Raw genomic sequence first — 18052 nt, forward strand, 5'->3', positions numbered from 1 at the left:
TGCGTCAGCGCAAAATCTGCCAACGCCGCCGACCGTCGCTCCATTTGCGAACGCCGACACTCTAGACTGATCGTGTGAATCCTTCCAAGACCGCCCTCACCCTGCGTCGTCGCCGTTGGACGCAACGCCTCGGTCTGCTGCGCGCACGCGCCTTGCTGCGGCGCATGCAGTCCGACCGCGTGCTGCTGGTGCTGCCGCTGGTCGTCTTCATCCTGTTCCTGGCGGCGATGGCCGCATTGGTGCGCTATTCGCAGCAAGCCGATCTGCAGCGCGACAGAGACAATCTGCAGCGTGACAGCGAGTGGGCGCAGCAGCGCGTCAGCCTCGACCTCACGCTCGCCCAGGACCAGGTGCAGGCCATCGCCAACAACCTCTCCCTGCATGACGATCGCTCCGGCCCCTTCGACGTCCAGGCGCTGCGTCTGCTGCGGCGCTACCCGCAGATCCTGCTCGTCTACTACGCGCATCCCGATGGCGCCGTGGTGTTCAGGAAGGGCAGCCCCAACCTCGCCGCCGAGCAGACCGCCACCCTGTTGGGCAGGACCCTCAAGCGGGCCAACAGCCTGCAGTTGGTGCAACAGGCGCTCATCAGCCAGCGCACTGCCTATTCACTGCCCTTCAAGACCGAGAGCAGCGGGTGGCTGCTCGAAACCGCCACGCCCGTGATGCGCAGCGACCAGCTCGCAGGCATCGTGGGAATCATTTACTCCGTCGAGGGCATCCTGCGCAACTCGGTGCCCGAAGACCTCAATGCCAGCTACGCCGTTTCGCTGCTCGGCCCCGACAACCGGTTGCTGGTGAGCGCGTCGAGCCAACCCATCCGCGACAAGGCGCTGCAATACCGCGCCCCGCTGCCGCCGTTCGAGCCCGGACTGGTGCTGCAGGTCAGCAGCTACCGAAGCAGCCCGAGCTGGACGACCAAGGGCCTGTACTGGAGCGTGTTCCTGCTGTCGGCGCTCACGCTGTGGACGTTGTTGACGAGCTGGAACCAACTGCGCCAGCGCCTGAGCGCGCAGCAAGCGCTCACCCGCGAGACGGCCTTCCGCCGCGCCATCGAAAACTCGCTGTCCACCGGCATGCAGGCCGTGGACATGCAAGGGCGCATCCAATACGTGAACCTGTCGTTCTGCCGCATGACCGGGTTTGAAGACAGCGACCTGATCGGCAGCCAGCCGCCCTATCCCTACTGGCCGGCGCACCAGGGCGCGGAAATGGCCCTGGCCGTCCAGCAAAGCCTCGACGGCCTGGCGCCGCCTTCGGGCTTCGCGCTGAAAATCCGCCGCAAGAACGGCAGCGAATTCGACGCGCGGGTCTATGTCTCGCCACTGATGGACGTGCGCGAAAAGCAAACCGGCTGGATCATGTCGGTCACCGACATCACCGAGCCGACCCGCATCCGTCAGGAGCTGGCCGCATCGCACGAGCGCTTCGTTGCCGTGCTCGAAGGGCTGGACGCGGCGGTGTCGGTCATTTCGCTGGGCACCGAAGAACCCTTGTTCGCCAACAAGCTCTATCGCCAGTGGTTCGGCGCCTCGGTGCATGGACACCTCATGCTCAATGGCGGACAGATGACCTCGATGGCGGGGGACGACCATGCCGATACCGTCGATTCATTCGCCGGCCTGCCCGCCGACGAACTTCTCGATGGCCGCGCAAGCGCGCACGAAACCTACGTCGAAGCGCTGGACCGCTGGTTCGACGTGCGCCAGCGTTATATGCAATGGGTGGACGGCCGGGTGGCGCAACTGCTCATCGCCACCGACATCACGCCGCGCAAGCGCGCCGAAGAAACCGCGCGCAGGCAGGAAGAAAAAGCCCAGATCACCAGCCGCCTGATCACCATGGGCGAGATGGCCTCCTCGCTGGCGCACGAGCTCAACCAGCCGCTCACCGCCATCAGCAACTACGCCTCGGGCATGATCGCTCGAATCAAGACCCACGGCATGACGCAGCAGGAGCTTGTCGACGCACTCGAAAAGACCAGGCGGCAGGCGCAACGGGCGGCCGGGGTCATCAAGCGGGTGCGCGATTTCGTGAAAAAAAGCGAACCCGCGCGGGTGTCCTGCCGCGTGCAGGACATCGTGCGCAACACCCTGGAGCTGGCCGACATCGAACTCACCCGGCGCAATGTGCGGCTGCTCAACTTCGTCGCCCCCGGCATTCCCACGCTGTATGCCGACCCGATTCTGATCGAACAGGTGCTGCTCAACCTGCTGCGCAATGCGGCCGAGGCGGTGGACAAGGCCGGGCGGCAGGGCAATCTGCGCAGCATCGAACTCAAGGTCACATCCGATGCCGAACGGGTGCTGTTCACGGTCAAGGATCATGGCACCGGCATCGACGAAGCCGTGATGGACCGACTGTTCGAAGCCTTCTACACCACCAAGACCGAAGGCCTGGGCATCGGCCTGAACATCTGCCGCTCCATCGTCGAGTATCACCAGGGACGGCTATGGGCCGAGAATTATTACAATCAGGGGCAGATTGCCGGATGCGTCTTCAGCTTCACCCTGCCGCTCGGTACTCCCAAAGAGCGGCCTCGGCCGCCGGCCCCTTCCGGCGATTCGGCACATCCCGACTTCCTTGCGTCCCGCTTGTGACTCCCGACAAAACTCAAGCCCAGCCTCCCATCCTTCCCGATCGCCCATGAAAACAGCCAACAAAGGTACCGTGTATGTGGTGGATGACGACGAAGCCGTGCGCGATTCGCTGCAATGGCTGCTCGAAGGCAACGATTACCGCGTGCGCTGCTTTGAATCCGCCGAGATTTTCCTCGCCCGGTTCGATCCGCGCGAAGTCGCCTGCCTCATCGTCGATGTGCGCATGCCCGGCATGAACGGCCTCGAACTGCAGGATGAATTGCTGCGCCGCGGCTGCGGCATGCCGCTGGTGTTCATCACCGGCCACGGCGATGTGCCCATGGCGGTGGACACCATGAAAAAGGGCGCGATCGACTTCATCGAAAAACCGTTCAACGAAATCGTGCTGCGCGACCTGGTCGATCGCATGCTGCAAAAGGCGCGGCAAAACGCCGAGCAGCAACAGGCCGAGGCCAGTCGTGGTGCCTTGCTGGGCCGCCTCACCGCGCGCGAATCCCAGGTGCTCGAACGCATCGTCGCCGGGCGGCTGAACAAGCAGATCGCCGACGACCTGAGCATCAGCATCAAGACGGTCGAGGCACACCGTGCCAACATCATGGAAAAGCTGGGCGTCAGCACGGTGGCCGATCTGCTCAAGATTGCGCTCGGCGCCCCGAAGTAAATCCCCGCTCACCCTTTGCACACGCCCGCCGCTGCGGGCGTGTGCATTTCCAGCCACTCTACAGCTCCCAGCCCTGCACGCGCCATGACAGCCCAACGCATCGACGGTCTCGCCCTCTCCGCCCAAATCCGCCAGCAGGTCGCGCAACGCGCGCAGGCCTGCACCGCTGCGGGACATCGCCCTGGTCTGGCCGTCATCCTGGTGGGCGACAACCCGGCCAGCCAGGTCTATGTGCGCAACAAGATCAAGGCCTGCGAGCAGACCGGCATCCACTCGGTGCTCGAACAGTATGGCGCCAACCTGGAGGAAGCGGCGCTGTTGCAGCGCATCGCCGCCCTCAACGCCGACCCAAAGATCCACGGCATTCTGGTGCAACTGCCCCTGCCGCGGCACATCGATGCCAACAAGGTGATCGAGGCCATCGCCCCGTCCAAGGACGTGGACGGATTTCACGTCGCCAGCGCGGGCGCCTTGATGGTGGGGCAGCCCGGCTTCAAGCCCTGCACCCCCTACGGCTGCATGAAGATGCTCGAATCCATCGGCCTGCGCGATCTGCGCGGCAAGTCGGCCGTGGTGGTGGGGCGCTCGAACATCGTCGGCAAGCCGATGGCGCTGATGCTGCTGGCGGCCAATGCCACGGTCACCATCGCGCACAGCGGCACGGCCGATCTGGGCGCCGTGTGCCGCCAGGCCGACATTCTGGTGGCCGCCGTCGGGCGCGAAAACCTCATCACCGCCGATATGGTCAAGCCCGGTGCCGTGGTGATCGACGTGGGCATGAATCGCAACGCCGCAGGCAAGCTCTGCGGCGATGTGGATTTCGAGGGCGTGAGCCAAGTCGCGGGCTGGATCACCCCGGTACCCGGCGGCGTGGGCCCCATGACCATTGCGATGCTGCTGGTCAATACCCTGGAGTCATGCGAGCGGGCCCACGCCAGCCCATAATCTTCAACCTCTGCGCATTCGACCCATGATCCGACCTGATGCTCCGCGCCAACATGACCCTCTCCCCAAACGCCGACAACCCACTGTGTGATTTCAGCGATCTTCCCGACTACGCCGCAGTCAAGCCCGAGCACATCGAGCCTGCAATAGACGCGCTCATCCTGAGCGCCGAGCAAACTCTGGAGCAGGTTGCCGCGCCCCATACACCCCCCACCTGGTCGAACGTCGTCGAACCGCTGGAGCGCGCCACCGAACACCTGGGTCGCGCCTGGGGCGTCGTCTCCCACCTCAACGCCGTGGCCGACACCCCCGCCTTGCGCGCCGCCTACAACGCCATGCTGCCCCGAGTCACCGAGTTCTGGACCCGGCTGGGCCAGAACCAAGGCCTGCTGCGGCAATATCAAGCCCTGCGCGACAGTGCCGAGTTTTCGCGCCTCAGCCCGACACGCCAGCGCATCATCGACCATGCTCTGCGCGACTTCCGCTTGAGCGGCGCGCTGCTCGAAGGTGCCGCCCGCAGCCGTTATGCCGAGATTCAGGAATGCCTGGCCGCCCTCGGCCAGACCTTCTCCGAACACGTGCTCGATGCCACCGCCGCGCACGCCGAGTACGTCGGCGAAGACCAGATCGCGGGCATTCCCGCCGATGTCTTGCAAGCTGCGCGCCAAGCCGCCGAGCAGGACGGCAGAGCCGGCTACAAGTTCACCCTGCACTATCCGTCGTACATGCCCGTGCTGCAGCATGGTGAACACCGGCCGTTGCGCGAGCGCCTTTACCGCGCCTATGTCACCCGCGCGAGCGAACTGGGCGATCCGCAGTTCGACAACTCGGCAGTCATGGCCGAAATCCTTGCCCTGCGCGATGAGGAAGCCCGCCTGCTTGGCTACGCCAATTACGCCGAAGTCTCGCTGGTGCCCAAAATGGCCGACACCCCCGAACAGGTCATGCACTTCCTGCGCGACCTCGCCGCCCGCGCCCGGCCCTTCGCCCAGCGCGACCTCGACACCCTGCGCGCCTTTGCGCAAAAAGAGCTCGGCATGGCACAGCTCGAAGCCTGGGACATCGCCTGGGCCTCGGAAAAACTGCGGCAATCGCATTACGCCCTGTCCGAGCAGGAAGTGCGGCAGTATTTCACCCTGCCGACCGTCATCGCCGGGCTGTTCCGCGTGGTCGAGACCCTGTTCAGCGTGAACTTGCAAAGGGTGCAAGGCGACATTCACGCCTGGCATCCCGACGTGGAGTTGTATCGCATCGAAAACGCCACGGGACGCACCATCGGCCTGTTCTATTTCGACCTGTACGCCCGCGACGGCAAACGCTCGGGGGCGTGGATGGATCATGTGCGCTCGCGCTGGCTGCGTGCGGACGGCACGCTGCAAACCCCGGTCGCCACCCTGACCTGCAACTTCCCGTCGCCCGTGGGCGGCAAACCGGCGCTGCTCAGTCACGACGACGTGCAGACGCTGTTCCACGAATTCGGCCACGGCCTGCACCACCTGCTCACCCAGGTGGACGACATCGCCGTATCGGGCATCTCGGGCGTGGAATGGGACGCGGTCGAACTGCCCAGCCAGATCATGGAAAACTTCTGCTGGGAATGGGAGGTGCTGCGCTTCCTCACCCGCCACGTGGACACCGGCGAGCCGCTGCCGCGCGCCCTGTTCGACAAGATGCTGGCCGCGAAGAACTTCCAGTCGGGCATGCAGACCCTCAGGCAAGTCGAATTCGCTCTGCTCGACATGCGCCTGCACCACGATCTTCGCAGCTACACCCGAGAAGCGATCGAAGCGCTGGTGGCGGAGAACCGCGACGAAATCGCCGTGCTGCAGCCGCCGCCGTTCAATCGCTTTCTCTGCAGCTTCTCGCACATCTTCGCCGGCGGCTATGCCGCGGGCTATTACAGCTACAAATGGGCCGAGGTGCTGTCGGCCGACGCCTATGAGCGCTTCGAAGAGGAAGGCCCGCTCAACCCCGAAGTAGGCCAGCGCTATCAGCAGGCCATTCTCGCCGTGGGCGGCAGCCGCGATGCCATCGATTCGTTCAAGGCCTTCCGTGGCCGCGAACCGCGCATCGACGCCCTGCTGCGCCACAGCGGCATGACAGCCGAAACCGCAGCAGCCTGATGCGGTTCACCATGGCAGTGCAGCACCAAGCTCCGCGGCGTCTGTGGCGAAAACACTGCGCCCGACACCTGGCTTCGGCGCTGTCATGGCACACTTGCAAAAATATCGCCCTATGCTGCACAGACCGATGAAACGACTGACCAAACGACCCTTGCGCCACGCCCTCGCGTTTTCCGCCGCACTGGCGTCCACTCTGGCGGCAGGCACACCCGCCTGGGCGATCTACAAGATCGTCGGCCCGGACGGCTCGGTCACCTTCAGCGACGTGCCCCCCAGCAACACCCAGGGCAAGGCCGTGCAATCACTGTCAGCGGGCAACAGCGCTGCGCCCGATCGTTTTGCCGGTTTCCCTGCCGCGCTGCGTGAAGCGGCGCGCAAATACCCGGTCACGCTCTACACCGCACCCCAGTGCGAGGCCTGCGATGCCGCGCGCGACTACCTGATTCAGCGCGGCATTCCCTTCGCCGAAAAAACCATCACCACCCATGCCGACATCAAGGCGTACAAAACCCTGTCGAACGGCAGCGACCAACTCCCGCTGCTCATCATCGGCAGCACCAAGCTGAACACCGGTTTCAGTTCCAGCAACTGGGACATCGCGCTCGATGCGGCAGGCTATCCGAAGAAGAGCGAGCTGCCGCGCGGCTATGTGCGCCCGCAGCCTGCAGCGCTGGCGCCCGCCCCAGCCAAGAAAGCGTCAGCACCCGAAACAAAGCGCGCGCCGACCGAACCTTCGGTGCTCCCGCCGCCGAACCCGAACGCCCCCAAGGGCTTTCAGTTCTGACCGGAACGCCTTCCGTATTTCAGACAAAATCACGCCGCTGCACGCCTTCGGCCGTGCCGATCAGGGCGACATTCGCAGCGCGCAGCGCAAACAGGCCCACGGTCACCACGCCCGGAATCTGATTCACCTGGGTTTCCAATTCGCGCGGCTGCGCAATGGCAAGACCGTGCACATCGAGAATCAGGTTACCGTTGTCGGTGATATAGCCCGCGCGCACGCGCGGATCGCCACCCAGGGCGCGCAACCGGCGCGCCACCAGTTCCCGCGCCATCGGCACCACTTCGACCGGCAGGGGGAATTTGCCCAGCACCGGCACCAGCTTGCTCTGATCGACGATGCAGATGAAGCGCTCCGCGGCTTCGGCGATGATCTTTTCGCGCGTGAGGGCGCCGCCGCCGCCTTTGATCATCGCACCAGTGGGGTCGATTTCGTCGGCGCCATCGACATAAACCGAAAGCTGCGCCACTTCATTGAGGTCATACACCGTGATGCCGTGCGCGCGCAGGCGCTCGGTGGAGCGCTCGGAGCTCGACACGGCGCCCTTGATCCGGTGTTTCATGCCCGCCAGCGCGTCGATGAAAAAATTCACCGTCGAGCCGGTGCCGACCCCGATGATTTCGCCTTGCGGCACCTGGGTAAGCGCCGCCGCGGCGACCTGCTGTTTGAGTTCGTCTTGCGTCATGTCGGGTATTCACTAAAAATGTCAGACCTCATTATCGCTGCGCCACCCGGCTTGCAGCGACCTCGTCTGCCCTCCATGCCGCTCTCCTACTCCCTGATTCGCCCGATTTTGTTCCGCCTCAATCCTGAATGGGCGCATCACCTCACGCTAAGCGGCATTCGCATGGCACATTCCGCCGGGCTTTCGATTCTCTACGCCCATGCGCCGGTGCACGATCCGGTGGAACTGCTGGGCCTGCGTTTCGCCAATCGCGTCGGTCTGGCTGCGGGGCTGGACAAGAATGGCGAGGCCATCGACGCCCTTGCGGCCATGGGTTTCGGTTTTGTCGAAGTCGGCACCGTGACCCCGCGCGCCCAGCCCGGCAACCCCAAGCCGCGCATGTTCCGGCTGCCGCAGGCGCAGGCGCTGATCAATCGCATGGGTTTCAACAATGCCGGGCTGGACGCCTTTTTGCGCCATGTGCGCCGCAGCCATCGCCCTGTGCCCATCGGCCTGAACATCGGCAAGAATGCCAGCACCCCGGTCGAGCACGCGCTCGATGACTACCGTCTGGGGCTGGAAGCCGTGTATACGCAGGCCGATTACGTCAGCATCAATGTTTCCTCGCCCAACACCCGCAACCTTCGCCAGTTGCAAGCCGATGCTGCGCTGCAGGGTTTGCTGCAGGGCCTTGCCGAGACCCGCGAACGCCTGCGCCAGCAACACAGTCGTCATGTGCCCATGCTGCTGAAAATCGCGCCCGACCTGGACGATGCTGACATCGATGTCATCGCCGACCAGGTGCTGGCCCATGGGCTCGATGGGGTGATCGCGACGAACACCACCCTTTCCCGCGAAGGCGTGGCCGGATTGGCGCATGCGCAGGAGGCGGGCGGACTGAGCGGCGCGCCGCTGCGTGCGGCCTCGACCCGGGTGATCGCGCGCCTGCGCCAGCGTCTGGGCCGCAAGATGCCGATCATCGGTGTCGGCGGCATTTTGAGCGGAGCGGATGCCGTCGACAAACTCCGCGCAGGCGCCGATCTGGTTCAGCTCTACACCGGCCTGATCTACCGTGGCCCGGAACTGGTGGGGGAATGCGCCAAGGCACTGGCGCTCGAAGCCAGCCGAGGCGGTCGGGTCTGAATCCGATGTGCGTCACATGGGTAGCGCACAAACAAAAAGCGCCTGCAAGGTCACTGCAGGCGCTTTTTGTTGGAAAAATCTAGCAAAAAGTGCAAAACTTCAAAAATCGCTTATTTTTGCTTCAGCCGGGTTTTGTTGGCCGTGATGTGCTCGTAAATTTCACGGGATCGCTGGGAGAGCGGTCTGCCGAACCCTTCACGCCAGGGTGAAGAGACCTTCACCTGTGGCCGCTTGCGAAATGTGGAAGCCACTTCCTCCGCGTTCTGCATCATCAAATCCCAGGGATCTGCTGATTTTGTCAAGGTGGGGGAGTTTGACTCTTTGAGTTCAACACCGTTGGTTTTGCCTGTGGTCGTCGCTTTTGCCACGTTTACCCCTCTGATGGAACTGTGGGGCAATACTGTCTGCCGCATACCACATGCAACAGAAAATTTGGCCCCGTTAAACACTCAATCATTATAACCGAAAGTAAGCTCCAGCGCCCACTCCGTTCCACCGCCCTTGCTGAATCAGCCGAGATATTTTTCCAGACGCTGCAGCACCACATCCCGCCCGAGCAGCGCCAGCACCGCGTCCACCGCGGGCGTCTGCTCCCGCCCAGTGACCATGAGGCGCACGGGCATGGCCAGTTGCGGCATCTTGATGCCGTGTTGCTTGAGCACGTTCTTGAGGGCCGCGCCGATGGCCTCACGCGACCAGTCGTGCAGGGCTGCGAGTCGGGCGCGCAAATCCGCCACCGCCGCTTTGCCCTGCGCATTCAGATACTGCTCGAGTGCAGCGCCGTCGGGCTCGGCGGGGCGATAGAACAACAGCGTCTGCTGGGCCAATTCCAGCAGCGTCTGGGCGCGGTCGTGCAACAGGGCGCAGACGGCCGCGAGATCCGGCGACTGGTGAGCGATGCCCTGTTTGTCCAGCAAGGGACGCACGAGTGCTGCGAGTTCCTCCGCCGGAGTGTGCTTGATGTAATGCGCATTCAGCCAACGCAGCTTGGCCTCGTCGAACTGGGCGGGCGAACTGCCCAGATGGTCGAGATCAAACCATTGCAGAAACTGCTGGCGCGAAAAAATTTCCGCATCGCCGTGCGACCAGCCCAGCCGCGCCAGGTAGTTGATCACGGCATCGGGCAGAAAGCCCTCGTCGCGATACTGCAGCACGCTCTTGGCGCCATGACGCTTGGACAGCTTCTCGCCCTGCTCGTTGAGCACGGTGGGCAGGTGGGCATAGCGCGGCGGCTTGGCGTTCAGGGCGTGGAAAATATGCAATTGCCGCGGCGTGTTGTTGACATGGTCGTCACCGCGAATCACATCGGTGATGCGCATGTCGATGTCGTCCACCACCACGCAGAAGTTGTAGGTCGGCGTGCCATCGGGTCGGGCGACCACGAGATCGTCGAGTTCTTCGTTGCGAATCTCGACCCGGCCTTTGACGAAGTCGTGCCAGGACACGACGCCGGTGGTCGGCGTCTTGAAGCGCCACACCGGCTGCACGCCTTCGGGAATGGGCGGCAGGATCTTGCCCGGCTCCGGGCGCCAGGTGCCGTCGTAGCGGGGCTTTTGCCTGGCGGCGAGCTGGCGTTCGCGCAAGGCATCGAGCTCGGCGGTCGACATATAGCAGGGGTAGACGTAGCCAGCCTGTCGCAACTGATCTAGCACTTCGCGGTAACGCGGCATGCGCTGCATCTGATAGAACGGGCCTTCGTCGTAATCGAGCCCGAGCCAGTCCATCGCCTGGAGGATGACCTGCACCGCCTCTTCGGACGAACGTTCGGTGTCCGAATCTTCGATGCGCAGAATGAAGTCGCCGCCGTGATGGCGGGCGAACGCCCACGGATAAAGCGCCGACCGGATATTGCCCAGATGCATGAATCCGGTCGGGCTGGGGGCAAAGCGGGTACGGACGCGGTGCGGCTGGGTGGTCATCGTCGAATTCGAAAAAAAAGTCACAGGAATGAGGAAGGCCGGGAAAAGCAGTCAGGCCAGAGTCTCCAGACCTCGGCTCAGATCGCGCTGAAGATCGCCCACATCCTCCAGCCCGACGGCCAGGCGGATCAGCCCCTGGCCGATGCCCGCGGCCTGCCGCCGGGCCTCGCTCAGGCGGCCATGCGTGGTCGTCGCCGGGTGAGTGATGGTCGTTTTGGTATCGCCCAGGTTGGCGGTGATGGAGCAGATGCGGGTTTGGTCGATGACGTGGAACGCTCGCGCCTTCGCCTGCTGCGCATCGGTGGCCTTGAGTTCGAAAGACAGCACGGCGCCGCCGGTCTTCTGCTGACGCATGGCCAGCGCATGCTGCGGGTGGGTATCGAGGCCGGGATAGAACACGCGGCCGACGGCGGGCTGCGACTGCAGCCACTGCGCCATCGCCAAGGCCGCGGCGCTGTGCGCCATCATGCGCACACCCAGGGTCTCCAGGCCCTTGAGCACCACCCAGGCGTTGAAGGGCGAAAGGGAAAGCCCCACGGTGCGTTGCACGGGAAGCAGCCTGTCGTGGATGGTCGCGGCCCTGCCGCACACGGCGCCGGCGATCACCCGCCCCTGGCCGTCGAGGTATTTGGTGCCGGAATGAATCACCCAGTCGGCGCCGAAGTCCAGCGGTCGCTGCAGAGCCGGTGAACAGAAACAGTTGTCCACCGCCAGTTGGGCGCCGGCGCCATGCGCCAGATCGGCCAGTGCGGCGATGTCGCAGACCTCGGTCAGCGGATTGGACGGCGTTTCGGCAAACAGCAGCCGGGTGTTGGGACGCAGTGCCGCCGCCCACTGACTGACATCGGTCTGCGAGACGAAGGTGGTCTCCACGCCGAATTTCGCCAGTTCGCGGCCGAACAGATTGATCGTCGAACCGAACACCCCCTGCGAGCAGATCACCTGATCGCCCGCCTTGAGCAGAGCCATTGCCAGCAACAGGATGGCGGCCATGCCGCTGCCCGTGGCCATGCAGCCTTCGGCGCCTTCGAGCGCCGCCAGCCGCTGCTCGAAGCTGGACACGGTGGGGTTGGAAAAACGCGAATAGACGAAACCCTCCTGCTCCCCGGCAAAGCGTGCGGCGGCAGTGGCCGCATCGGGGTGCACGAAGCTGCTGGTCAGGAACAAGGCCTCGCTGTTTTCGCCGTACTGCGAACGCGGCAAGGCCTCGCGTACCGCCAGGGTGTCCAGCGCGAGCGCAGGGTCGCCTCGATCTTCCTTCTTCATGACGGCTGCCCCTGCTCCTGGGCCCCTTGCAGGCTGAGCCGTCCCGTGTTGGGCGCGACGCAGTCGTCCCGGTTCTTGCCTTCATCAGGCGGCAGCGTGCCGGCGATGTAGCAACCATCGAAACACGAGGCCTCGAACTCTTTGATCCCGGGGTTGATCTCGCGGATCACCCGTTTCATCGCGTCGAGATCCTGGTAAATCAACACATCGGCGCCGATGATCTGCCGGATCTCCTCGACACTGCGGTTGTGCGCCACCAGTTCCGAGGCCGTGGGCATGTCGATGCCGTAGATATTGGGATAGCGCACCGGCGGCGCCGCGGACGCCAGATACACCTTGCGCGCACCGGCCTCGCGCGCCATCTGCACGATCTCGCGCGAGGTGGTGCCGCGCACGATGGAGTCGTCCACCAGCAGCACGTTGCGGCCGGCGAATTCCTGACCGATGGCGTTGAGCTTCTGCCTGACCGACTTTTTGCGCACCGCCTGTCCGGGCATGATGAAGGTTCGCCCCACATAGCGGTTTTTGACGAAACCTTCGCGGTAAGGGCGTCCGATCTTGTGCGCCAGTTGCATGGCCGACGGGCGGCTGGATTCGGGAACGGGAATGACCACGTCGATCTCGCTGGGCGGCAGCACCGAGATCACGCGCTGCGCCAGCGTCTCGCCCATGCGCAGACGGGCACGGTAGACCGACACGCCATCGAGCACCGAGTCGGGGCGGGCGAGATAGACGTACTCGAAAATGCAGGGATTGCGCTGCGGCGAGATGGCGCACTGCTCGCTGCGCAACCGGCCTTGCAGATCGACGAAAACCGCCTCGCCCGGCGCGATGTCGCGCTCGAATCTGTAGCCGGTGCCTTCGAGCGCGACCGACTCGCTCGCCACCATGACCTCGCCCTCCCCCGCGGTGCCATAGCACAGCGGCCGGATGCCGAACGGATCGCGGAAGGCCAGCAGGCCGTGCCCGGCGATCAACGCCACCACCGCATACGAGCCGCGCAAACGCTGGTGCACCGCGCGCACCGCGGCGAAGATGTCGTCGCCTGAGAGCGGCAGCCCGTGCGTGCGGCGTTCGAGCTCGTGCGCCAGCACATTGATCAGCACTTCCGTGTCCGACTCGGTGTTGATGTGGCGATGATCGTTGTTGAACAACTCGCGCTTGAGCGCCACAGCGTTGATCAGATTGCCGTTGTGCGCCAGCACCAGACCGAAGGGCGCGTTGACGTAGAACGGCTGCGCCTCTTCCTCGCTTTCCGCATTGCCCGCGGTGGGATAGCGCACCTGTCCGATGCCGTAATTCCCCGGCAATGCGCGCATATTGCGCGTGCGAAACACATCGCGCACCATGCCGCGCGCCTTGTGCATGTAGAGCTTGGATCCCGAACCGGTGACGATGCCCGCAGCATCCTGCCCGCGATGCTGCAGCAGCAGCAGCGCGTCGTACAGGAGCTGGTTCACGGGTTGCTGCGAGATGACACCGACGACGCCGCACATGGAGAGGTTCTTTCAGGAAACGGGGGAAAAACCGTGCACTTCACCTTGCGGCAAGTGGACCACGAAAGCTGCGGGCAGCCAGGGGCGGATCGCCAGCAACAAGGATTGCGCCGGCGGGATGAGCACCGCGGTTTTCCACATGGCGCTGTGCGAGAGCGCCGTCTGCGCAGCCAGCGCGACCAGCAGCAAGGACAACGCCACGCCCTTGACCAGACCGATCAACGCCCCCATGCTGCGATCGAAAATACCCAGACCGCTTGCCCGCAACAGCAAGCGCAGCATCGACGCGAGGATGCCCGCACTCAGCACCACGACGATGAAACACATCGCATACGCCGCCAGCAAACGCATGTCGGTATTGTCGATGGCCTGCAAATACCTTGCACCCAGACTGGGCGCGAAATGCGCCGCGAACCAGACGCCTGCGATCCAGCCCAGCAGGGTGACGATTTCATAGACCGCACCGCGCAACAGACTGATCAGCACACTCAGCCCCATCACCACCAGCAGAAACCAGTCCAGCGGACTCACAGCGCCAGCACCGCGCCGCTCAGACCCAGCGCCTGCAGCTTGCGCAACACGCGATCGGCCTCGTCGCGGGTGGTGAACGGGCCAACCCTCACCCGGATGCGCTTGCCTTGCGCGGTATCGACCACCTGGGTGTAGGTCTTGAATCCGGCCTTTTCGATCCGGGTGCGCACCGACTGGGCCGCATGCGCGTCGGCAAACGCGCCGGCCTGGACCACATAGCGGGCCTTCGAGGGGGCCGCATCTTCCTGCGGCGCGTGGGGTTTGCTCGCCAGCGCGGCCTCGGCCTGGGCGAGGGAAATCTGGTCAGGCGATTTGCCTTCGAGCGCAGCAAGGGCCTGGCGCGCACTGGCGAGTTGCCGGGCCTGATCCGGCGTGGGGGTTGGCGGCTTGGGCGCGGGCCGGGTGACGACCGGCTGCACCTGTTGCAAGGCGCCGGGCTTGGGTGCTGCCGGTGTCGGCTGGGGCGCGGGCTTCGAGACCGCCTGCGGCGCGGGCGCGGGTGCGGGCGGAGCAGATTGGGAAGCCGCAGCCGCAGCGCTCGCGGCATGCGCCACGGCCGCACGCTCGCCCGTCGGCACGGCCACGCTCGACGCTGCGGGCAGCATGGGCGCAGAAGCGGGTACGGTCAGGCCCGGCGCCTTGTTCTGCGACGGAATATCGAGTTCGATGTTCGACGGCACCGGCCTGGGCCTGGAGTCGAACACCAGCGGGAACACGATCACCCCGGCCAGCACCAGCGCCACGGCACCGATCAGGCGCCTGCGCGCGCGCGCGCGCAGCGCGTCCTGGCTTTGCGCGTCGGAGTCATCGCCTCTCGGGGAGCGACGGGCGGAATTGCGGGAAGCGCCGAAGGTCATTGCGGTGAGGAATCGAGATGCTTGCCATGAAGTCGGGGCAGCCCCTGCTGCATCACACCGCCCACGGTGTAGAAGGAGCCGAACACCACGATTCTATCGGTCAGCTCGACCTCGGCAGCCGCCGCCCGCAACGCCTGCAACGGGTCGGCGTGCAGCACGATGCGGGCTTGCGGCTTCAAGACGCGCAGGTGGGCTGCCATCTCCTTGGCGTCTGCGGCGCGCGGCGTCGGCAGATCGCACAGATGCCAGACATCGATCAGCGGCAGCATGCGGCGCAGCATGCCGGGAATGTCCTTGTCGGCCAAGGCGCCGAACACCGCGTGGGTGACGGGAAAGTAGCCCATGCTGTCGAGGTTCTCCGCCAGCACGGCGATGGCATGCGGGTTGTGACCGACATCGAGCACCAGCGTGGGCTGCCCGGCGAGCACCTGGAAGCGTCCGGGCAGCTCGGCGCGGGCAAACCCCTCGCGCACCGCCTGCGCAGCCACCGGCAAAACCCTTTGCAAGGCCTCCAGCGCCGCGAGCACGCCGCTGGCGTTGAGCAACTGATTGGCGCCGCGCAGGGCCGGAAAGGCCAGGCTGTGCCGGCGCTGCGCACGTCCCTGCCAGCCCCATTGCTGCGGCAGATGGGTGTAATGAAAGTCTCGCCCCGCCAGCCAGAGATCGGCACCGATGCCCTGCACGTGGGCCAGCACCGATGCCGGCGCCTGCGGATCGCTGACGATGGCCGGTTTGGCCCGCCGCATGATGCCCGCCTTTTCGCGGCCGATGGACTCCCGGTCCGGGCCGAGAAACGCCATGTGATCGAGATCGATGCTGGTGAGAATGGCGCAGTCGGTGTCGATGACGTTGACCGCGTCGAGCCGCCCGCCCAGGCCGACTTCGAGAATGACCGCATCGAGTCGTTGCGCCGCGAGCAGCGACAGGATGGCCAGGGTGGTGAACTCGAAATAGCTCAGACTCACTGCCGCGCCGCCCTCGCCTGCCGCCAACCGGGCTCGTTCGACCGCCGCGAAATGCGGCAGCAGATCCTGCGCTTTCACGCTCTGACCCGCAATGCGGCAGCGTTCCTCGAAATGCACCAGATGCGGCGAGGTGTAAACGCCCACGCGATACCCCGCGGCCAGCAGGATGGCTTCGAGCATCGCGCAGGTCGATCCCTTGCCGTTGGTCCCGGCCACGGTGACGACCGGGCAGGCGAACGACAAGCGCATGACCTCGCGCACCGCCTGCACCCGTTCGAGCCCCATGTCGATGACGCGGGCGTGGAGCGACTCGGCATGGGCCAGCCAGCCGTCCAGGGTTTGGGGTATCGGGGGCATACGCAACGCCCGCCGCCGCAGTCGCGCGCGACGGGTAAGTCGAGGAAATCAGGAAGCGATGGCGTCGGTCGGCTGACGCAACAGCATGGCCAGCATCTGCGCCAGTTCGCGGCGCAGTTCGCGGCGATCGACGATGCGGTCGATCGCACCCTTGTGCAGCAGGAATTCGGCGCGCTGAAAGCCCTCGGGCAGCTTTTCGCGCACGGTGTTCTCGATCACCCGCGGACCGGCGAAACCGATCAGCGCCTTGGGCTCGGCGAGCACGACATCACCGATGAAGGCGAAGCTGGCCGACACCCCGCCCATGGTCGGGTCGGTGAGCACGCTGATGAAAGGCAGCCCGGCCGCGGAAAGCTGGGTGAGCGCCGCGTTGGTCTTGGCCATCTGCATCAGGCTGAGCAGCCCTTCCTGCATGCGCGCGCCGCCCGTGGCGGTAAAGCAGATGAAGGGCACTTTCTGTTCGATGGCCGTGCGCACCCCGCGCACGAAGCGCTCGCCCACCACCGAGCCCATCGACCCGCCCATGAACTCGAACTCGAAGCAGGCCACCACCACCGGCAGCGTCTGAATGGCGCCGCCCATGACGACCAGCGCATCGGTCTCCTGCGTGTTTTCCAGCGCCTCCTTGAGACGGTCGGGATACTTGCGGCTGTCCTTGAATTTCAGCGCATCGACGGGCAGGACTTCCTGGCCGATCTCGAACCGGCCTTCGGGATCGAGCAGCGCATCGATCCGCGCGCGCGCACCGATGCGCATGTGGTGGCCGCACTTCGGGCAGACGTTCTGGTTGATCTCCAGATCCGATTTGTAAAGCACCGTTTCACACGACGGGCACTTGACCCACAGACCTTCGGGCACCTGGCGCCGGTCCTGCGGGCTGGTCTGTTGAATCTTGGGAGGGAGGAGCTTTTCCAGCCAACTCATGTCTGTTTCTCCTGAAGCCTCAAGCGTCTAGCGCCTGGCGAATGTCCTGGATGAAGCCGCGCGCAATGTCCGCAGCTCGTTCCGCGGGCTGCGCCTCCATCAGTTCGATCAGACGTGAACCGATGACCACGGCATCGGCCAACTGGCCGATCGCACGCGCGGTCTGCGCGTCGCGAATGCCAAATCCTACTCCCACGGGCACGCTCACCTGGGCGCGGATGCGGGGCAGCATGGCGGCCACGGCTGAAGTGTCGAGATGGCCCGCGCCCGTCACGCCCTTGAGCGAGACGTAATACACATAGCCGCTGGCGATACGGCCCACATCGGCCATGCGCGCGTCGGTGCTGGTGGGGGCGAGCAGAAAGATCGGGGCAATGTCCGCGGCCTTGAGCGCCGCGGCGAAGGCCTCGCTTTCCGCGGGCGGATAGTCGACGATGAGCACGCCATCGACACCGGCGGTCCTGGCGGCGGCGACAAAGGAATCCACGCCGAAACGCTCCACCGGATTGGCGTAGCCCATCAGCACCACGGGAGTAACGGCATCGGCCTGGCGAAAATCGCGCACGAAATCGAGCGTCTGCGGCAGGCCGACCCCCTGGGCGATGGCGCGCTCGGTGGCGCGCTGGATCACCGGCCCGTCGGCCATCGGGTCGGAAAACGGCACGCCGAGTTCGATCACGTCGGCGCCGCCCTGCACCAGCGCGTGCATCACCTCGACGGTGACCGCAGGCGCGGGATCGCCTGCGGCGATGTAGGGAATAAGCGCCTTGCGGCCCTGGGCGCGAAGCTGGGCGAAGCGTTGGTCGATGCGGTTCAGGTC

General features: G+C 65.0%; 16 protein-coding genes. 6 read left to right on the forward strand and 10 right to left on the reverse strand.

Annotated elements, in window-relative coordinates:
- Nucleotides 1–74 precede the first annotated feature (74 nt).
- From RBR52_RS09495 to RBR52_RS09515, 5 genes are all read left to right on the forward strand, one after another.
- Nucleotides 75–2600 carry a PAS domain-containing sensor histidine kinase gene (locus RBR52_RS09495; protein ID WP_320376972.1) on the forward strand — a complete coding sequence of 842 codons (2526 nt, stop codon included), beginning with the start codon at nt 75–77 and terminating at the stop codon, nt 2598–2600.
- Between the two features lie 46 nt (nt 2601–2646).
- Nucleotides 2647–3261 (forward strand): response regulator transcription factor, encoded by a 615-nt coding sequence (locus tag RBR52_RS09500; protein ID WP_320376973.1) that lies wholly within the window; start codon nt 2647–2649, stop codon nt 3259–3261.
- Nucleotides 3262–3345: 84 nt separating this feature from the next.
- Nucleotides 3346–4206, forward strand: a complete 861-nt coding sequence (gene folD, locus RBR52_RS09505) for a bifunctional methylenetetrahydrofolate dehydrogenase/methenyltetrahydrofolate cyclohydrolase FolD (protein ID WP_320376974.1) — start codon at nt 3346–3348, stop codon at nt 4204–4206.
- Nucleotides 4207–4259: 53 nt separating this feature from the next.
- Nucleotides 4260–6329, forward strand: a complete 2070-nt coding sequence (locus RBR52_RS09510) for a M3 family metallopeptidase (protein ID WP_320376975.1) — start codon at nt 4260–4262, stop codon at nt 6327–6329.
- A gap of 127 nt (nt 6330–6456) precedes the next feature.
- Nucleotides 6457–7113: a glutaredoxin domain-containing protein gene (locus RBR52_RS09515; protein WP_320376976.1), complete on the forward strand. Its 657-nt coding sequence runs from the start codon at nt 6457–6459 to the stop codon at nt 7111–7113.
- A gap of 19 nt (nt 7114–7132) precedes the next feature.
- Here RBR52_RS09515 and rpiA read toward each other — a convergent pair whose 3' ends face one another.
- Nucleotides 7133–7795, reverse strand: coding sequence for a ribose-5-phosphate isomerase RpiA (rpiA, locus tag RBR52_RS09520; protein WP_320376977.1), 663 nt, complete (start codon nt 7793–7795; stop codon nt 7133–7135).
- 75 nt (nt 7796–7870) lie between these two features.
- Between rpiA and RBR52_RS09525 the strand changes: the two genes are divergently transcribed.
- A complete protein-coding gene (locus RBR52_RS09525) occupies nt 7871–8917 on the forward strand; it encodes a quinone-dependent dihydroorotate dehydrogenase (protein WP_320376978.1) in 1047 nt (348 codons plus the stop codon).
- A 110-nt stretch (nt 8918–9027) separates the two neighbouring features.
- On the opposite strand, the gene RBR52_RS09530 is transcribed toward RBR52_RS09525, so the two are convergent.
- The 9 genes from RBR52_RS09530 to trpA form a co-directional block, all read right to left on the reverse strand.
- On the reverse strand, nt 9028–9285 hold the full coding sequence (locus RBR52_RS09530; protein WP_320376979.1) for a hypothetical protein: 258 nt from the start codon (nt 9283–9285) through the stop codon (nt 9028–9030).
- A 141-nt stretch (nt 9286–9426) separates the two neighbouring features.
- Nucleotides 9427–10836: a glutamate--tRNA ligase gene (gltX, locus tag RBR52_RS09535; protein ID WP_320376980.1), complete on the reverse strand. Its 1410-nt coding sequence runs from the start codon at nt 10834–10836 to the stop codon at nt 9427–9429.
- 51 nt (nt 10837–10887) lie between these two features.
- Nucleotides 10888–12102: an O-succinylhomoserine sulfhydrylase gene (locus RBR52_RS09540; protein ID WP_320376981.1), complete on the reverse strand. Its 1215-nt coding sequence runs from the start codon at nt 12100–12102 to the stop codon at nt 10888–10890.
- Nucleotides 12099–13598, reverse strand: a complete 1500-nt coding sequence (purF, locus tag RBR52_RS09545) for an amidophosphoribosyltransferase (RefSeq protein ID WP_320376982.1) — start codon at nt 13596–13598, stop codon at nt 12099–12101. Before purF ends, RBR52_RS09540 begins: the two co-directional genes overlap by 4 nt.
- A 12-nt stretch (nt 13599–13610) precedes the next feature.
- Nucleotides 13611–14129, reverse strand: a complete 519-nt coding sequence (locus RBR52_RS09550) for a CvpA family protein (RefSeq protein ID WP_320376983.1) — start codon at nt 14127–14129, stop codon at nt 13611–13613.
- Entirely contained in the window at nt 14126–14986 is an 861-nt protein-coding gene (locus RBR52_RS09555; protein ID WP_320376984.1) for an SPOR domain-containing protein, read from the reverse strand. Before RBR52_RS09555 ends, RBR52_RS09550 begins: the two co-directional genes overlap by 4 nt.
- Nucleotides 14983–16308, reverse strand: coding sequence for a bifunctional tetrahydrofolate synthase/dihydrofolate synthase (gene folC, locus RBR52_RS09560; RefSeq protein ID WP_320376985.1), 1326 nt, complete (start codon nt 16306–16308; stop codon nt 14983–14985). The genes RBR52_RS09555 and folC overlap by 4 nt, the downstream gene beginning before the upstream one ends.
- A gap of 48 nt (nt 16309–16356) precedes the next feature.
- A complete protein-coding gene (gene accD / locus RBR52_RS09565) occupies nt 16357–17232 on the reverse strand; it encodes an acetyl-CoA carboxylase, carboxyltransferase subunit beta (protein WP_320376986.1) in 876 nt (291 codons plus the stop codon).
- Between the two features lie 19 nt (nt 17233–17251).
- The gene (trpA, locus tag RBR52_RS09570) at nt 17252–18049 is read right to left on the reverse strand and encodes a tryptophan synthase subunit alpha (RefSeq protein ID WP_320377071.1); all 798 of its coding nucleotides are present in this window, start codon (nt 18047–18049) and stop codon (nt 17252–17254) included.
- Between the last annotated feature and the right edge of the window lie 3 nt (nt 18050–18052).

It is taken from the genome of Thiomonas sp. (assembly GCF_034007205.1).
GTDB lineage: Bacteria > Pseudomonadota > Gammaproteobacteria > Burkholderiales > Burkholderiaceae_C > Thiomonas.

Excerpts from the sequence above, each read along its gene's own strand:
- RBR52_RS09500 (WP_320376973.1), top strand. The coding sequence starts at position 2,647 with ATGAAAACAGCCAACAAAGGTACCGTGTATGTGGTGGATGACGACGAA.
- folD (WP_320376974.1), top strand. The coding sequence starts at position 3,346 with ATGACAGCCCAACGCATCGACGGTCTCGCCCTCTCCGCCCAAATCCGC.
- RBR52_RS09510 (WP_320376975.1), top strand. The coding sequence starts at position 4,260 with ATGACCCTCTCCCCAAACGCCGACAACCCACTGTGTGATTTCAGCGAT.
- RBR52_RS09515 (WP_320376976.1), top strand. The coding sequence starts at position 6,457 with ATGAAACGACTGACCAAACGACCCTTGCGCCACGCCCTCGCGTTTTCC.
- rpiA (WP_320376977.1), bottom strand. The coding sequence starts at position 7,795 with ATGACGCAAGACGAACTCAAACAGCAGGTCGCCGCGGCGGCGCTTACC.
- RBR52_RS09525 (WP_320376978.1), top strand. The coding sequence starts at position 7,871 with ATGCCGCTCTCCTACTCCCTGATTCGCCCGATTTTGTTCCGCCTCAAT.
- gltX (WP_320376980.1), bottom strand. The coding sequence starts at position 10,836 with ATGACCACCCAGCCGCACCGCGTCCGTACCCGCTTTGCCCCCAGCCCG.
- RBR52_RS09540 (WP_320376981.1), bottom strand. The coding sequence starts at position 12,102 with ATGAAGAAGGAAGATCGAGGCGACCCTGCGCTCGCGCTGGACACCCTG.
- purF (WP_320376982.1), bottom strand. The coding sequence starts at position 13,598 with ATGTGCGGCGTCGTCGGTGTCATCTCGCAGCAACCCGTGAACCAGCTC.
- RBR52_RS09555 (WP_320376984.1), bottom strand. The coding sequence starts at position 14,986 with ATGACCTTCGGCGCTTCCCGCAATTCCGCCCGTCGCTCCCCGAGAGGC.
- folC (WP_320376985.1), bottom strand. The coding sequence starts at position 16,308 with ATGCCCCCGATACCCCAAACCCTGGACGGCTGGCTGGCCCATGCCGAG.
- accD (WP_320376986.1), bottom strand. The coding sequence starts at position 17,232 with ATGAGTTGGCTGGAAAAGCTCCTCCCTCCCAAGATTCAACAGACCAGC.